Annotated in this window: 21 protein-coding genes; 13 read left to right on the forward strand and 8 right to left on the reverse strand. The window is 60.1% G+C overall.

The window, feature by feature from the left end:
* Positions 1–16: 16 nt before the first annotated feature.
* The 3 genes from NL64_RS24135 to NL64_RS24145 all read right to left on the reverse strand — a co-directional run bounded on the left by NL64_RS24135 (position 17) and on the right by NL64_RS24145 (position 2,766).
* The gene (locus NL64_RS24135; RefSeq protein ID WP_034150574.1) at positions 17–469 is read right to left on the reverse strand and encodes an Ohr family peroxiredoxin; all 453 of its coding nucleotides are present in this window, start codon (positions 467–469) and stop codon (positions 17–19) included.
* A 224-nt stretch (positions 470–693) separates the two neighbouring features.
* Positions 694–1,656 carry an EamA family transporter gene (locus tag NL64_RS24140; RefSeq protein ID WP_155292783.1) on the reverse strand — a complete coding sequence of 321 codons (963 nt, stop codon included), beginning with the start codon at positions 1,654–1,656 and terminating at the stop codon, positions 694–696.
* Positions 1,657–1,863: 207 nt separating this feature from the next.
* Positions 1,864–2,766: a LysR family transcriptional regulator gene (locus NL64_RS24145; RefSeq protein WP_034150576.1), complete on the reverse strand. Its 903-nt coding sequence runs from the start codon at positions 2,764–2,766 to the stop codon at positions 1,864–1,866.
* Positions 2,767–2,866: 100 nt separating this feature from the next.
* Here NL64_RS24145 and NL64_RS24150 point away from each other — a divergent pair, with 100 nt between their 5' ends.
* Positions 2,867–3,616: an SDR family oxidoreductase gene (locus tag NL64_RS24150; protein ID WP_034150577.1), complete on the forward strand. Its 750-nt coding sequence runs from the start codon at positions 2,867–2,869 to the stop codon at positions 3,614–3,616.
* Positions 3,617–3,623: 7 nt separating this feature from the next.
* Here the strand turns inward: NL64_RS24150 and NL64_RS24155 are convergent, their stop codons facing one another.
* Genes NL64_RS24155 through NL64_RS24165 form a run of 3 tightly spaced genes read right to left on the reverse strand, consistent with a single transcriptional unit; the run spans position 3,624 to position 4,908 of the window.
* Positions 3,624–3,902, reverse strand: a complete 279-nt coding sequence (locus tag NL64_RS24155) for a Rho-binding antiterminator (protein WP_034150578.1) — start codon at positions 3,900–3,902, stop codon at positions 3,624–3,626.
* Positions 3,899–4,168 carry a DUF2024 family protein gene (locus NL64_RS24160; RefSeq protein WP_034150579.1) on the reverse strand — a complete coding sequence of 90 codons (270 nt, stop codon included), beginning with the start codon at positions 4,166–4,168 and terminating at the stop codon, positions 3,899–3,901. The genes NL64_RS24155 and NL64_RS24160 overlap by 4 nt, the downstream gene beginning before the upstream one ends.
* A complete protein-coding gene (locus NL64_RS24165) occupies positions 4,168–4,908 on the reverse strand; it encodes a hypothetical protein (RefSeq protein WP_034150580.1) in 741 nt (246 codons plus the stop codon). Before NL64_RS24165 ends, NL64_RS24160 begins: the two co-directional genes overlap by 1 nt.
* A 134-nt stretch (positions 4,909–5,042) precedes the next feature.
* Between NL64_RS24165 and NL64_RS24170 the strand changes: the two genes are divergently transcribed.
* The 4 genes from NL64_RS24170 (at position 5,043) to NL64_RS24185 (ending at position 9,930) form a co-directional block, all read left to right on the forward strand.
* Complete coding sequence (locus NL64_RS24170; RefSeq protein ID WP_034150581.1) at positions 5,043–5,597, forward strand: MarR family winged helix-turn-helix transcriptional regulator; 555 nt, start codon at positions 5,043–5,045, stop codon at positions 5,595–5,597.
* A gap of 325 nt (positions 5,598–5,922) precedes the next feature.
* Complete coding sequence (locus NL64_RS24175) at positions 5,923–7,260, forward strand: MFS transporter (protein WP_034150582.1); 1,338 nt, start codon at positions 5,923–5,925, stop codon at positions 7,258–7,260.
* Between the two features lie 25 nt (positions 7,261–7,285).
* A complete protein-coding gene (locus NL64_RS24180; RefSeq protein WP_034150583.1) occupies positions 7,286–8,548 on the forward strand; it encodes a gallate dioxygenase in 1,263 nt (420 codons plus the stop codon).
* A gap of 134 nt (positions 8,549–8,682) precedes the next feature.
* On the forward strand, positions 8,683–9,930 hold the full coding sequence (locus tag NL64_RS24185; RefSeq protein ID WP_034150584.1) for an OprD family porin: 1,248 nt from the start codon (positions 8,683–8,685) through the stop codon (positions 9,928–9,930).
* A 325-nt stretch (positions 9,931–10,255) separates the two neighbouring features.
* Here the strand turns inward: NL64_RS24185 and NL64_RS24190 are convergent, their stop codons facing one another.
* On the reverse strand, positions 10,256–11,488 hold the full coding sequence (locus NL64_RS24190) for a LysR family transcriptional regulator (protein WP_034150585.1): 1,233 nt from the start codon (positions 11,486–11,488) through the stop codon (positions 10,256–10,258).
* A 156-nt stretch (positions 11,489–11,644) separates the two neighbouring features.
* Here NL64_RS24190 and galB point away from each other — a divergent pair, with 156 nt between their 5' ends.
* The 7 genes from galB (at position 11,645) to NL64_RS24225 (ending at position 17,886) form a co-directional block, all read left to right on the forward strand.
* Positions 11,645–12,403 carry a 4-oxalmesaconate hydratase gene (gene galB, locus NL64_RS24195; RefSeq protein WP_034150586.1) on the forward strand — a complete coding sequence of 253 codons (759 nt, stop codon included), beginning with the start codon at positions 11,645–11,647 and terminating at the stop codon, positions 12,401–12,403.
* Positions 12,400–13,116 (forward strand): 4-carboxy-4-hydroxy-2-oxoadipate aldolase/oxaloacetate decarboxylase, encoded by a 717-nt coding sequence (locus NL64_RS24200; RefSeq protein ID WP_034150587.1) that lies wholly within the window; start codon positions 12,400–12,402, stop codon positions 13,114–13,116. Before galB ends, NL64_RS24200 begins: the two co-directional genes overlap by 4 nt.
* A gap of 2 nt (positions 13,117–13,118) precedes the next feature.
* A complete protein-coding gene (locus NL64_RS24205; protein ID WP_034150588.1) occupies positions 13,119–14,189 on the forward strand; it encodes a 4-oxalomesaconate tautomerase in 1,071 nt (356 codons plus the stop codon).
* A gap of 63 nt (positions 14,190–14,252) precedes the next feature.
* Positions 14,253–15,473, forward strand: a complete 1,221-nt coding sequence (locus tag NL64_RS24210) for a hypothetical protein (protein ID WP_034150589.1) — start codon at positions 14,253–14,255, stop codon at positions 15,471–15,473.
* 36 nt (positions 15,474–15,509) lie between these two features.
* Positions 15,510–16,142 carry a Vgb family protein gene (locus NL64_RS24215; protein WP_034150590.1) on the forward strand — a complete coding sequence of 211 codons (633 nt, stop codon included), beginning with the start codon at positions 15,510–15,512 and terminating at the stop codon, positions 16,140–16,142.
* Positions 16,143–16,412: 270 nt separating this feature from the next.
* Positions 16,413–17,120: a TetR/AcrR family transcriptional regulator gene (locus tag NL64_RS24220; RefSeq protein ID WP_034150591.1), complete on the forward strand. Its 708-nt coding sequence runs from the start codon at positions 16,413–16,415 to the stop codon at positions 17,118–17,120.
* Positions 17,110–17,886: a pyrroline-5-carboxylate reductase family protein gene (locus tag NL64_RS24225; protein ID WP_034150592.1), complete on the forward strand. Its 777-nt coding sequence runs from the start codon at positions 17,110–17,112 to the stop codon at positions 17,884–17,886. Before NL64_RS24220 ends, NL64_RS24225 begins: the two co-directional genes overlap by 11 nt.
* A gap of 126 nt (positions 17,887–18,012) precedes the next feature.
* Here NL64_RS24225 and NL64_RS24230 read toward each other — a convergent pair whose 3' ends face one another.
* Positions 18,013–20,049: an NADH:flavin oxidoreductase gene (locus NL64_RS24230; RefSeq protein ID WP_034150593.1), complete on the reverse strand. Its 2,037-nt coding sequence runs from the start codon at positions 20,047–20,049 to the stop codon at positions 18,013–18,015.
* Positions 20,050–20,302: 253 nt separating this feature from the next.
* Between NL64_RS24230 and NL64_RS24235 the strand changes: the two genes are divergently transcribed.
* Positions 20,303–21,211, forward strand: a complete 909-nt coding sequence (locus tag NL64_RS24235; RefSeq protein WP_034150594.1) for a glycine betaine ABC transporter substrate-binding protein — start codon at positions 20,303–20,305, stop codon at positions 21,209–21,211.
* Positions 21,212–21,391: the final 180 nt, after the last annotated feature.

Genomic DNA, 21,391 nt, shown 5'->3' on the forward strand with positions numbered 1-21,391 from the left:
TATGTATGTTGTGAAATTACTCGGTAATAACGTTCAAGGCCACGTCGATGTTGCCGCGGGTGGCTTTGGAGTACGGGCACATCTGGTCAGCTGCATGGGCGATTGCCGTCGCGGTGTCGAGTGCGATACCCGGTAAGCGAAGGGTGATCCGCGATTGCAGGAAGTAGGCGTTCCCGGTCTGACCCAAGTCGACTTCAATATCCACGGACACGTCTGCCGGCAGCTCCACCTTGAATTCTTTGGCTGCCAGGCCAACGGCGGCGATGTAGCAGGCCGACCAGGCGCCGGCGAACAGTTGCTCGGCGGTCGGGTGCGCTTGGGTGCCGGTGAAAACGTGGGCCGGTTTAGTGTTGCCGGGCGACGAGAGCTCGATGTCGAGGTTGCCGTTATGGCCGCGCGATGTATTGCCAGCGGCGCTGAGGGTGGTGTGGGTTTTGCCGGTAACCAGGACTTTTTCGATCTTGCTCATGGGGTGAATCCTCGACGGTGCAGTTTAGTTTGATTTAGAGTCGTATACGTTTGTATCGCATCCGATGGAAATGATCTTCGCGCAGAACCCATTCCACGTCAATAGGTCTTTTCATGCCTTGGCGACGAACGGCCAGAATCAATGGCGAATGAAAAAAGCCCGCTGAAGGCGAATGCTTCAGCGGGCTTTGTTCTTGGTTTGGAGTCGTATGTTCGAGGCTTTTATCAGCCGCGTTTCGAAACTTCGGTGACGGGGCGCTCTACACGGGGTGTGTCGGTGGTCTTGCGATAGGTCAACAATATGATGCCTGTGACGACAATCACGCCGCCCAGCACCTGGCCTGCGCTGAGCATCTGGTCCAGCACCACCCAACCCATCAGCAGCGTCGCGAGGGGTTCGATGTTCATCACCGGCGCATTCTTCGCCATGTCCAGGCGTGGCACGGACATGAACAACACAATAAAACCTGTGCCGTAGAGCACCACCAATGTGGCAAGCGCAAACCACCCGGTGCTGCTGGCCGGCAGGTTCAAGCCACCCGGGAGGGCTCCGGTCATGCCCGCGAGGTTAACGCTGCTGAAGACGATGAAAATGGTCAGTAGGCTGCGCACTGACCCGCGTACCTGAGGCAATTTGTGATCGGTGATCCATAACGCACAGGCAAATACGCTGGCAGCGCCGAAGGCGAGCGCCACACCGAGCAACCATTCCGGCCCCGCGCTGGCGTTGGATGAAAGGCGCCCCGGTACATCCAGCACAAACACCAGCCCCAGCAAAATCAAACCCATCAGCGCAGCGGTGCGGGCGCTCGGCCGCGGCCCACCCAGCGCCCAGGTGAGCAGTGCCAGCAAGATGGGGAACACGTTGGCCACCAGCAGCGCCAGCGCCACCGGCACCCGCGCGACCGCCGAGTACAAACACAGGCTCTGGGCGGTGATCAGCAACCCCAGCAGCAACTGCCAGCGCCAGGCGCCAGGTGGCAAGCGCAGGCTCTGACGTTGCCACAGCACCAATGCGGCCAATACCAGCAGCGTGCCGCCAGAACGCATCAGGATCGCCAGTAACACCCCGGCACCATCATCGAATGCGACGCGAGCGGCCACATGGTTGCCGGCGAAAGCACATCCCATGCACAGCAAAATCAATACGGCGAGGTGGCGAGGAAAGGGCGCAGGCGCTTCATCCATGGAGGTCATGCGGGTCATGGCAGGTTCTCGAATCAAATGCACCACCGCGAAAGTGGGCGAGTGTTTTTATTATGTTGTCGTACAACTGAGGGCCGTTTGTACCTCGTTTGATTTGAATGGACAAGGGTAAAAGGCTGTATCGAAGGTTTTGCAGGACTTTGATGGGTAATGTTGATTGACAGATTGAGTCGAGGTGATCGTATGACTCTAGGTTTGGCGCCCGCCCAAGCGCAGCAACTCTTGCTGAACAAAATCCGCAAACAATTTGATCCTGATCGGTGTGAGCGCGCCAAACGCATGCAGCGAATGAATCGCCATCGACGGCAAGCGTTGCTCGACCAGCACCTGCTGCAGCGCACCTGAATCCAGATCTTGCTGCACGGTGCATTTCATCAGGTAGGCGATGCCCATGTCGCCTAACGCGGCGGCGCGCAAGCCGAAGCCCGAGTCCAGGCCTATTCGTCCACGTGGGACCAGGGTTTCACCGTTTTCAAAGACGATGGGCATTGTTCGCCCGTTCAGTTGATAGCGGGCGAAGGGCAGGGCGCGCAGGTCTTCGATGGAGGTCGGTGTTGTCCATTCGCGCAGAAACGCCGGGGAGGCGACCAGTGCCATGTCGAGGTGGGCGAGGGTGCGGCTTTTCAAGTCACTGTCGACAAGGGTACCGACGCGGAAAATCACATCGTAGCCTTCACGAATCACATCTACGTGATGATCGAGCAAGGTCAGGTCCAGCTCCACGTCGGGGTGTTCGGCGAGAAATACCGAATTGATCTGCGGCATCAACAACCGCCCCAGTTCGCTGGGCATGCTCACCCGTAAGTGACCACTCGCGCCGCCGGTATGGCGCAACGCGTCGGCAGAATCATCGATGGCTTGCAGCAGCGGTGCGACACGCTCGAAAAACGCCTGGCCTTCGGGCGTCAGACTGAGCATGCGCGTGGAGCGGCGAAACAACTTGGCGTTGAGTTCTGTTTCCAGCCGGGCAATGCCTTTTGATATCGCCGATGGCGTGGTGCCTGCGTTGCGCGCGGCGGCGCTGAACGAGCCGGCTTCGACCGCACGGACAAAGGCAATCAGGCTGGCCGACTGGTTCAACAGGCTGGGCATCTTGTGACTCCAGGGCACAACAGATGTGCCCTTTGCGGGACTGGTTGGCAGGTGGGCGAGCGCCATAATACTGCGCTACTTCAACAAGCGGAGTCAGCAAATGCAACGTCTTCAAGGAAAGGTCGCGGTCATCACGGGCGGCAACAGCGGGATTGGTTTGGCCTCGGCGTGCCTGTTCGCCAAAGAGGGCGCACAAGTGATTGTCACGGCGCGTCGGCAAGACGTGCTGGACGATGCCGTCCGCCAGATCGGCCATGGCGCGATTGGCATCAAGGGCGATGTCGCAAGCCTTGAGCATCATGCCGACGTGGCCGGACAAGTCCGGGAGCAATTCGGTGCGCTGGATATCTACATGGCCAACGCCGGGGTGATCACCCTGACACCTTCGCATCAGGTCACGCCCGAAGCATTCGACGCGCAGTTCAACATCAACACGCGCGGTGTCTTCTTCGGTGTGCAGTCGGTCATGCCCTTGATGCGCGACGGCGGCAGCATCATTTTGACCAGTTCCCTGGCCGCCACAAAAGTGCTCGACGGTCACGCGGTATATGCCGGTTCCAAGGCTGCCATCGCGGCATTCGCCCGAAATTGGGCACTGGAACTGCGCTCACGGCGGGTTCGCGTCAACGTGCTGAGCCCTGGCCCGGTGAACACTTCCATCATTGGCAAACTGGGCGTCTCGGAAGACGACCGCCCAGGGTTCATGCAGATGATGGCGGACATGATTCCCGCGGGCCGTCTCGGCGAGTCGGAAGAGCTGGCGAAAGCCGCGTTGTACCTGGCGTCCAGCGACAGTTCGTTCGTCAACGGCATCGAATTGCATGTGGACGGCGGCATGTCGCTGGTCTGAGTCATTACTAGAAAGTGCAGACGTCACCCGTCAATAACACACGGCGAAATTGCGCGTGGGCGTCCAGCGGCGTGATGGCCAGCAGTTGATCCAGTCGGATCTCCTGTTGCCCGTCCGCCGTCTCGACGACAAGGAATTCTTCCTTGTCGCTTGAGGTTCGCGTGGTCAGCGCTTTGGCCTGAAAAACTGCACCATCCTTCAACTCGATATCCAGTCGATAGCTATGCATGCCGGCGATCTCGAGATAGTCATGCAGGTCGCAGTTCATCGGCTGATACACGTTCATGTCACTGGCTCCTGGCAACCTTGCAGTTTGAGAATGAAGTAACCTTGTTTGTCTATGGCCTCGGCCACTTGCGGATTAGACGGTTCGACGTGGCAGAACCGGCAAATGTCCTGGGCGATATCTTCGTCCTGAACACCCTGTTCATCAAGAAACTGGCGGGCGTAGGACTTCGCCAGTTCAGGGTCATTACTCTCGATCAACACATCGAAATGCAGGTAGCGGCCGTCCTTGGTGCGCACGTGGGTATCGAAGACTTTTATGCTCATCACTTGCTCTCCTTCAGTTTCCAGGTGCCGGGCAGCGACAGGTCGCCCGAGGCAATGTCATAGACGCTGCTGACGCACAGCAGCGGGTTGTGCAGGTCAGCGTTGACCTTCAATGCCGCCGTCACGCCGTCGTAGTTGAAACTTTCCGGAAAGCCGACCGCCGCCAGTGGCACACGGATTTTTGCTGCGTTTTTCTCGACACTCAGATCGTAGCCGGGGGAGTCGATATAGATCGGCGCGCCAGGCCAGGTCGCCGGCAATTTGGGTTTGGCATCCTTGGGAATGTCGCGCACTTTCAAACCGCCAGGCCCGCAGCCTTCGTCCTTGGTCAGCACCACCCAATGGGAGTGCCAGAGCCCGCCATCGTTGTCCTTCTTGCCATCCTTGTTTTCATCCAGTTGCGGGGTGTCGTCGAAGTCCGGGTGCGACGTCAGCGCAAGGGCGAGGATGCCGGACTTCGCCTCAAATCCGACGGCCGAACTGTCGAGACTGGTCGGCCAGACATAGCTGTAAACCTCGGCACCGGCGAAAGCCCCTTTAGCGACAGGCACGCGACTGCCGGCCTTGCCATCCACCAGTTGTTCGAACACCAGGTTGCTGCCTTCCTTGAAAACGCGGGTATTGACCAGGTCGAACGCGGCATCGGCCTTGCCTTTTTCACTGTGAATGCCTTGCGAGTCGTGGGCCCAGGCTTGTGATGCCAGCAGGGTGCCGAGGGTCAGTGCCAGTGCAGTTTTCATGCTTGCCTCCATTTAAAAATTCGTTGATTTACGGTTTCGAATCGACACCACAAAGCCTACGATAATCCGGTTTTTTGTCAATAAGGTTTTTATCCGATACTATTTATCAACGTTTTTGATCAGGAACTGCCCACGTGTTATTTGATTTGCTGGAAAGGTTGTCGAGCCTGACGCGCGTCTGGTTCCGCGAGCACCCGATGCTGACGGACCTGCAGCCGATTCAGTTGAGCGCGCTGATGTACCTGGGCCGGTGTAATCGCTACTCCGACACGCCGTTGGCGGTGACCGAATATCTGGGCCTGACCAAAGGCACGGTGTCGCAATCGCTTAAAGCCCTGGAAGGCAAAGGGCTGCTGATAAAAAGACCGGATGTGAGAGACAAACGTAGCGTGCACCTGGTGCTGACAGCGCCGGCGCAAGCGCTGTTGGATGCTGTGATCCCGCCGGACTTTCTGGTTGCAGCCGCCCAACGCATGGGTGCGGATGCAACGGCGCTGGAAGGTTTGCTGCTGGAGCTATTGCGCAACATTCAGCAGGGGGAAAACGTGCCGAGTTTCGGGCTGTGCCGAACTTGTCGGTTTCACCAGACAGACGCCGATGGGGCTTTTTGCGGATTGACCCAAGAGCCCTTGGAATCGAAGGAAATCGACCTGATCTGCCGTGAGCATCAAATTCCAGATCCCGCGTAAGCAGGGCAAACCTGCACAGTTTTTGAGGGCCTCATCGCGGGCAAGCCACGCTCCTACAGGATTTGGACTGGGCCATTTTTTGTGTCCGGCATAAACCTTGTAGGAGTGTGGCTTGCCCGCGATGGCGTCCGCGCAAGCACAACCATTGTTACCTGAAAAAATCACCCGATAAGAAAAACCGATACCCGCTTAAGGATTTCCCAGAGGCGGGGCGGGCACGTGCGGCTTTAGAGTCACGCCCAGCGTTCGATGGGTGGATGGCTGCCTGGCCAGCCGCCATTGCCGAGCCTGTCGCAATTTCTAAAAAAATAAGAAGGTGAAAAGCATGAGTCACGAAACGGTCGATATCAAAGCGTGGATCGACAACCGACCGGTTGCCAGATACCAGTGGCTCATCATGAGCCTGTGTTTCTTCGTTGTGTTGTTCGATGGCTTTGACGTCGCGGTCATGGGTTTTATCGCGCCTTCGCTGATTCAGGAGTGGGGGCTTTCCAAAGCGGCTTTTGGCCCGGTTATGAGCGCCGGCATGGTTGGCCTGGCCATCGGCGCCTTGACCGCTGGCCCTTACGCCGACCGTCTGGGCCGCAAGAAAGTGTTGTTGATTGCTGTGACAGGATTCAGCGTGCTGAGCCTGGCCTGTGCCTTTGCTCGCAACCCTTACGAACTGGCAATCCTGCGGTTGTTGACCGGCGTGGCCCTGGGCGCCGCAATGCCCAACACCACCACGCTGCTCTCCGAATACCTGCCGGAGCGCAATCGTTCGCTGTTCATTACCATCATGTTCACCGGTTTCAACATGGGTTCGGGCATGGGCGGTTTTCTCGCGGCCTGGTTGATCCCGCAACACGGCTGGCAATCGGTGCTGCTCGCGGGTGGCATCCTCCCGCTGGTGCTGCTGCCGTTCCTTTGGCTGCTGTTGCCCGAGTCCCCACGCTTCCTGGCGGCACGTAATGCATCGGCCAGTGAAATCGCCAAGGTGTTGAACAAGTTGGGCGGGCAGTTTTCGGCAAGCACGAAATTCACCCTGAGCGAGCCCCAGGTCCAGCACAAGGCACCGGTACGCAAGTTGTTCACCGAGGGTTTTCGGTTCGGCACGCTGGCGCTGTGGATGACCTACTTCATGGGCCTGCTGGTGATCTACCTGACCATGGGCTGGATGCCGACCTTGTTGCGTGAGGGTGGCCTGTCCATCGAGCGCGCAGCGACCATCACCGGTCTGTTCCAGATCGGCGGCACGGTAGGTGCGATTGTGGTCGGCTGGGCCATGGACCGCCGTAACCCGAACACCGTGATTGCCACCTCCTATGCCTTGGGTGGTGTATTCATCCTGCTGTTGGGGGCTTTTAGCCTGGAGTCGAGTCTGTTGGCGTTCGGCGTCGTCGCGGCAGGCTTCTGCATGAGCGGTGCGCAGACCGGCCTCAACGCTTTCGCACCCGGTTACTACCCAACCGATTTCCGCGCCACGGGCGTCAGCTGGATGCTGGGTATCGGGCGTTTCGGGGCTATCTTTGGTTCTCTCATCGGTGGTGCGGTGCTCAGCCTTGGCCTGGGTCTGCCGCTGTTGTTCGCCCTGTTGAGCGTGCCGGCCTTCATCGCCGCGCTGGCGATCCTGGCTAACGGTCATGCACGGCGTCGGGTCAGTCAGACGTTGCTGGCGCAATAATCTTTTTTGAACACAGGAACTCGTTATGGCACGCATTATCGGTGGCCTCGCTGTATCCCACACACCCACCATCGGCTTCGCGGTCGATCACGATAAACAGAATGAGGCTGCCTGGGCGCCGATCTTCGAAGGCTTCGAACCGATCAAGGTGTGGTTGAAGGAGCAACAACCGGACGTGTTGTTCTACATCTTCAACGACCATGTGACCTCGTTCTTCTTCGACCACTACGGCGCGTTCTCCCTCGGTGTGGACGAGCGTTACGAGGTCGCTGACGAAGGTGGCAACCCTCGTTCGTTGCCCGCCGTCGGTGGACATGCGGCGCTGTCGCGGCACATTGGCCAGAGCCTGGTGGCTGACGAGTTCGACATGAGTTTCTTCCGCGACAAGCCGCTGGATCATGGCTTCTTCTCGCCGATGTCGGCGCTGTTGCCCTGCGATCCGCAATGGCCGGTGGAAATCGTGCCGTTGCAGGTCGGCGTGTTGCAGTTCCCGATTCCCAGCGCGTTGCGTTGCTACAAACTGGGTCAGGCCCTGCGCCGCGCCATCGAAAGTTATCCCGAAGACCTGAAGGTGGCCATCGTTGCCACCGGTGGCGTGTCTCACCAGGTGCACGGCGAGCGCTGCGGTTTCAACAACCCGGAGTGGGACGCGCAGTTCATCGATCTGCTGGTCAACGACCCGATGCGCCTGACCGAGATGACCCACGCCGAATACGCCACTCTCGGCGGCATGGAAGGCTCTGAAGTCATCACCTGGCTGATCATGCGCGGCGCGTTGTCGGCCACGGTGAAGAACCTGCATCAGGATTACTACCTGCCATCCATGACCGGAATTGCCACCCTGTTGCTGGAGAATCAGGACCGTTCCGTACCCGCTGAAGTGACCGAGCGCCACTTGCAGCACATGCAGCACCAGTTGGCCGGTATCGAAAAACTCGAAGGCACGTACCCGTTCACCCTGGAGCGCAGCGCCAAGGGTTATCGGCTGAACAAGTTCCTGCATCGCATGATCGAGCCGCAATGGCGCCAGCGTTTTCTCGAGGCGCCGGAAGCGCTGTTCGAGGAGGGCGGGTTGAGCGAAGAGGAGCGCGAGCTGCTGCGCCAGCGCGACTGGCGCGGGTTGATCCAGTACGGGGCGATCTTCTTCGTGCTGGAGAAACTCGCGGCGGTGCTCGGGATTCCCAATCTGCAGGTTTACGCGGCGATGCGTGGCCAGAGCCTGGACGAGTTCATGAAAACCCGAAATCAGCAGGTGCTGTATTCGGTGGCGGGTAAAGCGCCACGCTGATCATCGGGCGATAACGCGTACCAGTAACCGGCGACTCTTCCCGAGTCGCCATCACCCATTTTGTTTGACCTCACTGTGCCGGCACTGAACGGGCGCAGGGCATTTCTTTACCCAAAAATCGGAAAACAATAACAATGAAAAACACCGTCAATCAGCGGTTCGTCTGCACCTTGGCCGTCGTCTCGGCGCTTCCCCTGGGGGCCTCGGCGGCCGGTTTTGTCGACGACGCCAGCGCTAACCTGAACCTGCGTAACTTTTACATCAATCGCAATTTCACCAACCCGGCTTACCCGCAAAGCAAGGCAGAGGAGTGGACCCAGAGTTTCATTCTCGACGCCAAGTCCGGATTTACCCAAGGCGTGGTCGGCTTCGGCGTCGATGTGTTGGGGCTCTATTCGGTCAAGCTCGATGGTGGCCAGGGCACTGGCGGCACGCAGCTGTTGCCGCTCGATAGCGATGGTCGTCCAGCCGATGACTTTGGTCGCTTGGCGGTCGCCGGAAAAATGAAAGTGAGTAAAACCGAGTTGAAGGTCGGTGAGTGGATGCCGGTGCTGCCGATCCTGCGCTCCGACGACGGCCGCTCGCTGCCCCAGACCTTTCGCGGTGGGCAGGTCACCTCGCAGGAAATCGATGGCTTGACCCTGTACGGCGGCCAGTTCCGCCAGAACAGCCCGCGTAACGATTCGAGCATGGAAGACATGTTCATGCAGGGCAAAACTGCGTTCACCTCCGATCGCTTCAATTTCGTCGGTGGTGAATACAGCTTCAACGACAAACGCACGATGATCGGTGTGTGGAATGCCGAGCTGAAGGACATCTACCAGCAGCAGTACCTGCAAATCGTTCACAGCCAACCGCTGGGTGCCTGGACCCTGGGTGCAAACCTCGGTTACTTCTGGGGCCGCGAGGACGGCAGCGCCCGCGCTGGCGACCTGGATAACCGCACGGTATCGGCTCTGCTCTCGGCCAAATATGGCGGCAACACCTTCTACGTTGGCCTGCAAAAACTCACGGGTGACGATGCCTGGATGCGGGTCAACGGCACCAGTGGCGGAACCCTGGCCAACGACAGCTACAACAATAGTTACGACAACGCCCGGGAAAAATCCTGGCAAGTGCGACACGACTACAACTTCGTCGCCCTTGGCATCCCCGGCCTGACGCTGATGAATCGCTACATCAGTGGCGACAACGTACACACCAGTGCAACCAGCGACGGCAAGGAATGGGGCCGCGAATCGGAACTGGCCTACACCGTGCAGAGCGGCAGCTTCAAAAGCCTCAATCTGCGCTGGCGCAACTCCAGCATCCGCCGCGACTACAGCAGCAACGAGTTCGATGAAAACCGCTTGATCATCAGCTATCCATTCAGCCTGCTTTAACACCGTCGACACAAAAACCTGTAGGAGCTGGCTTGCCAGCGATGGCGGTGTATCAGTCACCCGTGATGTTGGATGTGCCGGCCTCATCGCGAGCAAGCTTGCTCCTACAGGTGCTCGCAGCGCACACAAAAGCTGCGTTCGGCCACAATTCCCCTGTAGGAGCTGGCTTGCCAGCGATGGCGGTGTATCAGTCACCCGTGATGTTGGATGTACCAGCCTCATCGCCGGCAAGCCAGCTCCCACAGGAATCGGCAGCGCACACAAACGCGATGTACGCCAAAAATCCCCTGTAGGAGCGAGCCTGCTCGCGATAGCGGTCTACCGGTCACCGGGAAAGTGACTGACTGTCCCGAACCAACGCCTGCTCACGAATCACCCGTCGAATCATCTCCATCATGGCCTGGGCCACTGGTGAATGCAGGCAGCCGTTGCGATAAGTCAAACCGATGGCCCGGGTGGTCTGTTTCAGCTCCAGCGGCAGGATGCACAACTCACCGGAGGCAATTTCCTGTTCCAGTTGATGCGCAGACACCGCCGCGAGCATGTCCGAACGCAACAACAACCCACGAATGATCGCCATGTCGGCGCTTTCCACTACCGGTCGGGGCGGCGCAATGCCAAACCGGGTGAAGCACTCATCGAGCATTTTCCGGGCCGGCGATCCGGCGCGGGGCAGCACCCACTGGGCGGAGCTGAGTTCGTCGTGCACGGCAGTTTTCGAATACAACGGATGATCACGCCGCGCCAACACCACCATGTCTTCCGTAAGCAACGCCTCGCCGGTCAAATCGCTGGCGTAGGCCTCCGAACGCAAGGCTCCGAAAATGAAATCGACATCGCCGGCGCGCAGTTCCGTCGCTAGTAAATCGAAGGGGCTTTCATTGGTGATCACCTGGATTTCCGGATGCTCGGCCACCATGCGCACGATGGCCTCCGGCAATATCCGGGTGCGACCAAGGGGCAGGGCGCCGACATGCACCACCCCTTGCAGGGCGCCGCGCAGGGCGGTGATGTCGGTCTCGATATGGCGCAATTCGTTCAGCGCCCGACGAATCGGAAACAGGATTTCATGGCTGGCGCGGGTCGGCTGCAAGCCACGAGGTGTGCGCTCGAAGAGCGTCTGCCCGCAGCCATTTTCCATGACCTTGATGGTCGAACTGATCGCCGGTTGACTCAGGCCGAGCAGGCTGGCGACGGTCTGCATGTGGTGCGTTTCACAGAGTTTGACGAACACTTGCAGGCGTCGGGCCTGGAACAGGTAAAGCGGTTCGATCGCACGTTTATCCCCGCTACTCAACAGCCGTGGAACGCTTTCCAGCTCGGCGAGCACGCGGCGAGCCCGGGGCAGCAGACGTTCGCCGTAATCGGTCAAACGCATGCCGTTGGCGTGGCGTTCGAATAGCGCCACGTCGAGCCGGGCTTCCAGCTCGGAAATTGACCGAGTCACCACTGACTGCGCCCGATACAGGGCCACGGAAGCCTTGGAAACGCTGCCGTGATCGGCCACGCGGACGAAGGCGCGGACGTGCATCAGGCTGGGCAGTTCACTGGTTTCCATGGGGCGGCGGCTCTTCAGATCGGGGTTTGACTCGGACTATGCCGCCGCCCTGATCGAGTGGCAATAAAAAAAACGCATACCTGCAACACCGCAACGCATTACTCCGCAAGTGGGTGCGGTGCGATGCTCTTTCGAAACGCAGGAGGAGTATCCCCAATGATCGATTCACCGAAAAACGCACCGAAAAACGCACCGAAAAACGCGCTGGTCGTCAGCGCCCACTCTGCCGATTTCGTCTGGCGTGCGGGCGGTGCTATCGCACTGCATGCGCAACAGGGCTACAACGTGCACATCGTCTGCCTGTCCTTTGGCGAGCGCGGCGAGTCCGCCAAGCTGTGGCGCAAGGGCGAGATGAGCGAAGAGAAAGTCAAAAGCGCGCGCCGCGAAGAAGCCCAAGCGGCCGCCGACATCCTCGGTGCCAGCGTCGAGTTCTTCGACATCGGCGACTACCCGATGCGCGCGGACAAGGAAACCCTGTTCCGCCTCGCCGATGTCTTTCGCCGGGTGCAACCGGAATTCGTCCTAAGCCACTCGCTGAAAGATCCGTACAACTACGATCACCCGTTGGCCATGAACTTGACCCAAGAGGCACGCATCATCGCCCAGGCCGAAGGCTACAAACCGGGCGAGAAAATTGTCGGTGCGCCGCCGGTCTACAGCTTCGAACCGCACCAGCCCGAGCAATGCGAATGGCGCCCTGACGTGCTGCTGGACATCACTTCCGTCTGGGACAAGAAGTACGCGGCCATCCAGTGCATGGCCGGCCAGGAACATCTGTGGGAGTACTACACCCGCGTGGCCCTGCAACGTGGCGTGCAAGCCAAGCGCAATGTCGGGATCACCTCCAGCCGCGACATCATTTACGGCGAAGGCTATCAAAGCATCTTCCCGCGCGTGACGGAGAACCTGGGATGAGCGAGTGGATCGGAAAAACCGGCATCGTCGTACGCAACATCGCCCGGGCCGAACAGGCGCTGGTCGAAGAGCTGCAACGCTACGGCGTCGCGACGATTCACGAAGCGCAGGGTCGCAAAGGTCTGCTGTCGTCTTCGATCCGGCCTATTCAGCGGGGCAGCGTGATCAGTGGTTCGGCGGTGACGGTGCTGGTCGCGCCGGGTGATAACTGGATGTTCCATGTAGCCGTGGAGCAATGCCGTCCCGGCGACATTCTGGTGGTTGCACCGAGTTCGCCGTGCACCGATGGCTACTTCGGCGACCTGCTGGCGACCTCGCTCAAGGCCCACGGCGTGCGCGCATTGGTGATCGACGCCGGCGTGCGCGACACCCATACACTGCGCGAGATGGGCTTCCCGGTCTGGTCCCGCGCCATCAGCGCCCAGGGTACGATCAAGGAGACCCTGGGCTCGGTCAACCTGCCGCTGGTGTGTGGCGGTCAGTTGGTCAACCCCGGCGATGTGGTGGTGGCGGATGACGATGGCGTGGTCATCGTGCGTCGGTCCGACGTTGAACACGTGGTCGAGGCCAGCCGCGCCCGCGCCGATCTGGAAGAACAGAAGGCCCTGCGCCTGGCCAAGGGTGAGTTGGGCCTCGACATCTACAACATGCGCGGACGCCTGGCGGAAAAGGGTTTGCGATACGTCGAGAGCCTCGACGAACTCGGAGACTGAGCATGGGCCAGACACGGATTCCTTGCCTGCTGATGCGCGGCGGGACGTCGAAAGGGGCTTACTTCCTGGCCAGTGATTTGCCCGAGCAGCAGGCGCTTCGCGACCGTGTATTGCTGGCGGCCATGGGCTCGCCGGATGCGCGGCAGATTGATGGCATCGGCGGCGGCGATTCGCTGACCAGCAAAGTGGCGATCATCAAGCCCTCGGCCCGCGCCGACGCCGATGTCGATTATCTGTTTGCCCAAGTGCTGGTCGACGCGCCGCGTGTCGATTACGGCCAGAACTGCGGCAACATCCTTGCCGGTGTCGGACCGTTCGCTATCGAGCGCGGGCTGGTGGCGGTGCAGGGTGATGTAACGCTGGTGCGGATCTTCATGGAAAACACCGGGCAGATCGCGATTGCGCATGTGCCAACGCCGAAGGGGGCCGTCAGCTACGCGGGTGAAGCGCGGATCGACGGGGTGCCGGGTTATGCCGCGCCATTGATCGTCGAGTTCGAGGATGTCGCCGGCTCCAGTTGCGGGGCGTTGCTGCCGACCGGCAATGCCGTCGATGTGTTCGAGGGTGTTGAAGTGACCTGCGTCGATAACGGCATGCCGGTCGTGCTGATCCGCGCCGGAGACCTCGGTCTCAGCGGCTATGAAAGCCCGGAGCAGTTGGATGCGGACGCGCGGTTAAAGGCGCGGATCGAGAAGATCCGACTACAGGCCGGCCCGCGCATGCACCTGGGCGATGTCAGCCAGCGCAACGTGCCGAAAATGTGCCTTGTTGCACCGGCGCAAGCGGACGGAGCGCTCAGCACCCGCACCTTCATTCCCCATCGTTGCCACACCAGCATCGGCGTGTTCGGCGCGGTCAGCGTAGCCGTTGCGTGCCTGATCGAGGGCAGTGTGCCGGCAGGCCTGGCGCGTATCCCCGCGGGTGATGTGAAGCAGCTTTCAGTCGAGCACCCGACCGGCGAATTCACCGTCGAACTGCGTCTGCAGGACGGCGAATTGGTGGGTTGCGGGCTGATGCGCACCGCCCGATTGCTGTTTGATGGAAACGTGTGTGTGCCGGATACGCTCTACTGAGTGGTGAGATAGACTCATCACGGGGCTTTTCACGGCAGGAGTGACACGCGTGGCAGGACTGCAATGGACTCGCTGATCACCGCCGCAGCGCACGCGCTGGCGGCGGGTGATCCGCTCGGCGCGCTGGACCGCATCGCATTGCGCGACGATGCGCCTGCGTTGGCGCTGCGCGGGATCGCCATGGCGCAACTGGGTGATCTGGCGCGGGCCAAGGCGCTGGTGCGCAGGGCGGCGCGGGCCTTTGGTCCGAGAGAGGTCGTGGCACGAGCGCGCTGCATCGTCGCCGAAGCCGAAATCGCCCTGGCCTCGCGGGATCTCGGCTGGCCGGTTAAGGCGCTTGAAGCGGCGCGTGTCACGCTGGAGGCCCATGGCGACCTGGTCAACGCTGCCCACGCGCGATATCTGGACATCCGTCGTTTGTTGCTGATCGGGCGGCTTGATGAGGCCCAAAAAAATCTCGATGAGCTGGATCAGGCAACATTACCGCCATCCTTGCGGGCGACCCATGAACTGGTGGTGGCAGGGATCGCGATGCGACATCTGCATTCCCACGCCGCGCGGGCCGCACTCGCCAGGGCTGAACTCGCCGCGCAACTCGCCGGTACTCCTGCGCTGACCGCAGAAGTCGAAAATGCGGCGTCGATACTGAACAGCCCCGCCGCACACCAGATCGTTGGTGGCGAAGAACGACCTCTGTTGCTCGACGAAGTGGAATCGCTGCTCGCCTCGACATCGCTGGTGGTGGACGCTTGTCGCTATGTGGTACGTGGCGCGGGCATGTCGGTTTCCCTGTCCAAACGACCAATCCTCTTCACCCTCGTGCGTACGCTGGCCGAAGCCTGGCCGGGCGATGTGCCCAGGGCAACACTCATCGCCCGGGCCTTTCGGCTGAAGCTCAGTGATGAATCCCATCGCGCCCGTTTGCGGGTTGAAATCGGGCGATTGCGCGCCGCGTTGAAGCCTTTGGCGACGGTGACCGCGACCCGGCGCGGATTTGCCCTGGTCGCGCAGGTTTCACCGGACGTGGTGCTGCTGACGCCACCGGTCGAAGAAAAATATGCAGCGGTGTTCGCCTTGCTCGGTGACGGTGAATCCTGGTCCAGCTCAGCCCTGGCGCTGGCCCTCAACACCAGCCAGCGCACGGTGCAACGGGCGCTCGACACACTGGCGGCGGCAGGCAAAGTGCAGTCGTTTGGTCAAGGCCGGGCGCGGCGCTGGATGACCCCACCGGTGCCCGGTTTCGCGACGACCTTGTTACTCCCGGTGCCGCTGCCCGGTGGCTAGGATGAACGCCACCAACCCCTTTGGAGGAACACCAAGATGAAACAGTCAGCCGCCGAAATCGTCCGTGAGTATGGCCCTTTTGAAGGTGTCGACACTGTGCACGGCCTGACCTGGGACGGTCAGCAGGTGTGGTACGCCAGTGGCGAAAAACTCAACGCCCTCGACCCCGAAAGCGGAAAGACATCGCGCTCGATCGACGTCGCCGCCCATGCCGGCACCGCCTTCGACGGGACAAATCTGTTCCAGATTGCCGAGGACCGCATCCAGAAAATCGACCCCCGCACCGGTCAGGTTCTCTCCACGATCCCGGCCCCCGGTGGCGGCAACGACTCAGGGCTGACATGGGCCGAGGGCACATTGTGGGTGGGGCAGTATCGCGAGCGCAAAATCCATCAGATCGACCCCGAGAGCGGAGCCATCCTGCGCACCATCGAATCCAACCGCTTTGTCACCGGCGTGACCTGGGTTGAAGGCGCGTTGTGGCATGGCACTTGGGAAGGCGAAGAAAGCGAATTGCGCCGCATCGACTCGAAGAACGGCGAGGTGCTGGAAAGCCTCAAGCTGCCAACCGGGATCGGCGTGTCCGGGCTTGAATGCGATGGCGGCGAGCGGTTTTTCTGCGGCGGTGGTTCGAGCGGGAAGGTGAGGGTGGTGCGACGGCCCTCTTGATTCCATGCGCCTAAGAAATACGGGCTTGATGAACCAGTGAATGATCATCAAGCCCGTCCTGACTCCTTGGCGCGAATCAGAGCGCCTTCGCCATTGATGTTCGGCTGTTTCAGCGCCAATCGGGCCAGGTAGCCCGAGTAAATAATCGCCGCGATATTGCCAATCGCTCGTAACGTCGTCTTTAAAATGTACGCCGATGTACAGCGCGTGTACGCCATGGATCGGGCGGTGTACAGTTGGGCGAATTTACCGAGATAGGCGGACCCGAAGATGTCGCAGACAGGAAGGGCAAAAACCAAGGCGCAGGATGCAGGATGGCGAGGCTCGGTCGATGTCTGGTTGGACGCCGCCTACGATGCCTTGAAGGAATCCGGTGTCGATGCGGTGCGGGTGATGCCGCTCGCCAAGCGTCTGAACTTGTCCCGCACCAGTTTCTATTGGTTCTATGAAGACCGCGAGCAGCTGCTCGCGGCACTGCTGGCCCGTTGGAAAGACAAGAACAGCGGCGGTTTGGTGGGGCAGTGCGAGAGTTACGCGGAAAGCATTTCCGAGGCAATTCTCAATGTTTTCGAATGCTGGCTGAACCCGGAACTGTTCGACTCGCAATTCGAATTTGCCGTGCGCAGCTGGGCATTGCAATCGGCTGAAGTGGCGGCTGAAATCGCGCTGGCCGATGAGGCGCGAATCAATGCCCTGGCCGCCATGTTCCGCCGGTTTGGCTATGAAGCCGAGGCCGCCGATGCGCGGGCCAGGACGATCTACCTCACGCAAATCGGCTACATCTCGATGAAAACCACTGAGGACGTTGTGGTGCGCTTTCGGCGCATCCCGCAGTACGTGACCGTGTTTACCGGCAAGGCACCGAAGCGGCGGGAACTGGATCGCTTCTTTGGCAAGTTTGGCTATGCGGAAAAAGAACCCGGGGTTTTCGGTCCGCTGGTTGAGAACTTGGAGGAGTTGCCGTCCGATGAACAATAAAACCCTGGGCATCATCGGCGGCACTGGCTGGCTGGGAAGCGCAATCGCCGAGGCGCTTCTGGACAGCGGGTTTATCCAGCCTGCCGGACTGTTTGTTTCCAATCGCTCTGGCCGCAGCACGTTGCCAGCCGATGTGCGGGTTCTGGCGGATAACCAGCAACTCGTGGCGCTTAGCGATGTGGTGATGTTGTCGATCCGGCCGGAACAATTTCGCGAACTGCAGATCGATGCCAGCGGTAAACAAGTCATTTCCCTGATGGCCGGGATCCCGGCGGCAGCTCTCAGCGCAGCTACCGGTGCGCAGGAGGTAGTGCGGGCCATGCCGAATGCGGCCGTCGACATCAGGCAGTCGTACACGCCGTGGTACAGCGCCGGCGATCTTGGCGACGCGGATCGCAAGTGGGTGCAACGGTTATTCGAATGTGTGGGCGCGGCGGATGAAGTGCCGAACGAAGACAATATTGATTACCTGAGTGCGTTGTCCGGCACTGGGCCGGCATTCCCGGCGTTGCTGCACCGGGCGCTGTCCAGTCAGGCAGTGGCGGCGGGCATTCCTTACGAGATTGCACAGCGTGCTGCGCGCGGCGTGGTGGTGGGAGGCGGGCAGCTGTTGGCCAGTCGCGATCCAGAACAAATGATTGAAGCGTTGATGGCTTACCGTGGCGTGACGGCGGCGGGGTTGCAGTCGATGACTGATCAGGACTTTGACGTCATGGTTGGAAGGGCATTGCAGGCAGGCGCGGAGGTTGCACGACGCGGTATGTAGCAAGTCCCTGAAACTGCTTTTGTGGCGAGGGAACTTGCTCCCGCTGGGTTGCGCAGCGACCCCAAAAAAGGGCCTGCTGCGCAGTCCAGCGGGAGCAAGCTCCCTCGCCACAAATATGGAGATAGATCAGAGATCTTTCACCAGCCGCAAAGCATCGTAGATCGCCGCGTGGGTGTTGCGTGCGGCCACGGCGTCACCAATCCTGAACAGCTGGAATTGCCCTTGTGGGTTGGTGACGATGTTTTGCGCCTTGCCCGCGATGAGGTCGTGCTGTTCCACCGCACCGCCGTTGCTCGAATGCGGACGCAGGTCGAAGTACAGATCGTCCAGAGGCAGGGTGCCGTGGTTGACCACGACCTGATCGACAACCCGCTGCTTGTTGACCTTGCCGTAGTCACTGCCGAAGGTCGCAAGCAGGCGGCCATCTTGTTTTTCGACCTTCTCGACGCGGTAGGTGACGGTGAAAGTGACGTTCAGGTCCTGCAAGCTGCGCATGTACGGCACGAGGTTCATGGCCATGACTTCCGGTGCAAACGCGCGGTCAGGGGTGACGATTTCCACGGTCGCGCCGCTTTTGGCTATGACTTCGGCAGCCTGCAACGCGGCATGGTCACCGGCGTCGTCGAAGATCAGCACGTGACGACCGGGCTTGATGTCACCGGAAATAATGTCCCAGGTCGACACCACTAACTCGTTGCCTTGAGTCAGCACTGCAGTGTCTGGCAGGCCGCCGGTCGCGACGATCACCACGTCCGGCTCATGGGCCAGCACCGTGTCGGCTTCGGCCCAGGTGTTGAAGTGGAACTTGACCCCCAGTCGCTCGCACTGGGCCATCCGCCAATCAATAATGCTGATCATCTCGCGACGACGCTCATTTTGCGCCGTCAGCCTGATCTGGCCGCCGGGACGATCCGCTGCCTCCAGTACGGTCACGTCATGGCCACGTTCACCGGCGACGCGCGCCGCTTCCAGCCCTGCGGGGCCGCTGCCGATGACCAGGACCTTGCGCCTGACCGCCGCCCGGGGAATCTCGTGGGGCATGGTGGTTTCCCGACCGGTCGCCGCGTTGTGAATGCAATAGGCGGCGCCACCCTGATAGATACGATCCAGGCAGTAGTTCGCCCCCACGCAGGGACGAATATCTTCTTCACGTTTCTCGATGATCTTGCGCACGATGTGCGGGTCGGTCATGTGCGCGCGGGTCATGCCAACCATGTCGACTTTGCCCGAGGCAATCGCGTAGCGCGCGGTGGCCACGTCCGGGATCTTCGCGGCGTGGAAGGTCGGGAAGCCGGTGGCCGAGCGAATTTCACCGGCGAAGTCCAGGTGCGGCGAATTGCGCATGCCCTGGATCGGAATGACATCGGTCAGGCCAGCATCCGTGTCGATGTGGCCGCGCACCACGTTGAGAAAATCCACCAGCCCGCTGTCCTTGAGCATGTGTGAAACCCGCATACCTTCGCTGGCGTTGAAGCCACCAGGCAACTGCTCATCGCCGGTGTAGCGTACGCCGAGCAGGAAATCCTCACCAACCCGCTGGCGAATGCCCCGCAGGATGTCGAAGGTAAACCGCATTCGGTTTTCCAGCGAACCGCCGTATGGGCCGTCCAGTTCGTTGGTCAGCGGCGACCAGAACTGATCCATCAAATGCCCATAGGCTTGCAGCTCCAAGCCATCCATGCCGGCCGCCTTCATGCGCTCGGCCGCGTCCACGTAGTCCTTGATGATTCGCTCGATGTCCCACTCTTCCATTTTTTTCGGGAAGGAGCGGTGAGCGGCTTCGCGGTGGTGGGAGGGCGACACTACCGGTAGCCAGTCGGCTTTGTCCCAGCGGGTGCGACGGCCCAGGTGGGTCAGCTGGATCATCACTGCCGCGCCGTGTTCATGGCACTCGTCGGTCAGGTCCTTCAGCCATCCGACCACCTCGTCCTTGTACGCCAGCACGTTGTTGAACACCGGTGGACTGTCCCGGGATACCGCTGCGGAGCCTGCGGTCATGGTCAGGGCGACACCGGCCTTGGCCCGTTCGACGTGGTAGGCGCGGTACAAATCCTTGGGCATGCCGTCTTCCGGGTAGGCCGGTTCGTGCGAGGTGGTGATGATGCGGTTTCTGAGGGTCAGGTGCTTGATCTTGTACGGCTGCAGCAACGGATCGCTGGACATGGCGGTGCGCTCCAAAAGTGGGCTTCATCAGGCTCGGCGACTTGAAATTAGGATAACTGTACACGTGTGTCAATGGTTCGTGACACAGGTGTACATTTTGCTTGCGCAGGGCAATCGTCGTGGATAAGATCGGCGCATAAGGAGAAGGGATCGGCTCAACCGACCCGCCGCGCAAGACTGCATTTTTCACGACCGTAAGGCCGTTCAAATTAAGACCAACCTGCCAATAACAACCAAAACAGGAAAACGCTTGATGAACGCTCATTCGCCGTATCGAAAAAGAATTTGTGCCGGATTGATCGGCGTGGCACTCGCCGCTGGCGTCGGGCTGACGCAAGCCGCGGAACCGAAGCCCGTGCGCATTGGCTGGGTCAACTGGTCGGATACCGAGATCACCGTAAAACTGGCCACCACGGCGTTGCAGGACCATCTCAAACAACCGGTGAAACTGGTCATGGCCGACATCGGCATCCAGTTCCAGGCGTTGGCCAACGGCAATATCGACCTGATTCCGATGGTCTGGCTGCCGAGCACCCACAAGGCGTTCTACGACAAATACAAGGACAGGCTCGAAGACCTCGGCGTGCTTTATGAAGGGCGGATCGGCATGGCTGTGCCCACATCCGTACCCGAGAGTGAAGTGTCCAGCGTGGAGGACTTGAACAAGCCCGAGGTCAGGGAAAAACTTGAGGGCAAGATCCTTACCTCAGAGGTGGGGAATGGCCAATACAAGCTCACCGAAAAGGCCATCAAAGAATACAAACTCGACGGCTACAAACTGGTGGCGTCCTCCGAATCCGGGATGCTCAATGAACTTGATCGCAACCTGAAGCGTGATAAATGGTCATTGGTCAACGCCTGGAGCCCGCACTGGATGTTCTCCAAGTGGTCGCTGCGTTACCTGGATGACCCGAAACAAATCTTCGGCGGCGCCGAGCAGATTCACGCCATGGCTCGCAAGGGATTCAGTCAGGAGTACCCGGAGGTGGCGTATTTCTTCGCCCACTATTCGATTCCCCGCGCCGATCTTGAAGCGTTGATGATGCAGGCGCGGCAGAGCTCCTCCGACAAGGTGGTTGCTGACTATTACGCAGCCAACAAGCCGCGTTTCCAAGCGATGTTCGAAAACAATGAGCAGCGGGTGAGCAGTCGGCAGCCTTGATGGCGCCTTCAGCAGGTGGGTTTGATGCAAAAAACCGTAGGAGCCGGCATGGGGGATGTGTTCGGGATTTGGGTTGACGCAAAACCTGTAGGAGCCTGGCTTGCCGGCGATGGCGATTTTACGGGCGCTATCGCCAGCAAGCCGGCTCCTACGGATTGGGGGATGTTTTCGGGATTTGGG

The sequence above is a fragment of the Pseudomonas fluorescens genome, assembly GCF_000802965.1.
Lineage (GTDB): Bacteria > Pseudomonadota > Gammaproteobacteria > Pseudomonadales > Pseudomonadaceae > Aquipseudomonas > Aquipseudomonas fluorescens_A.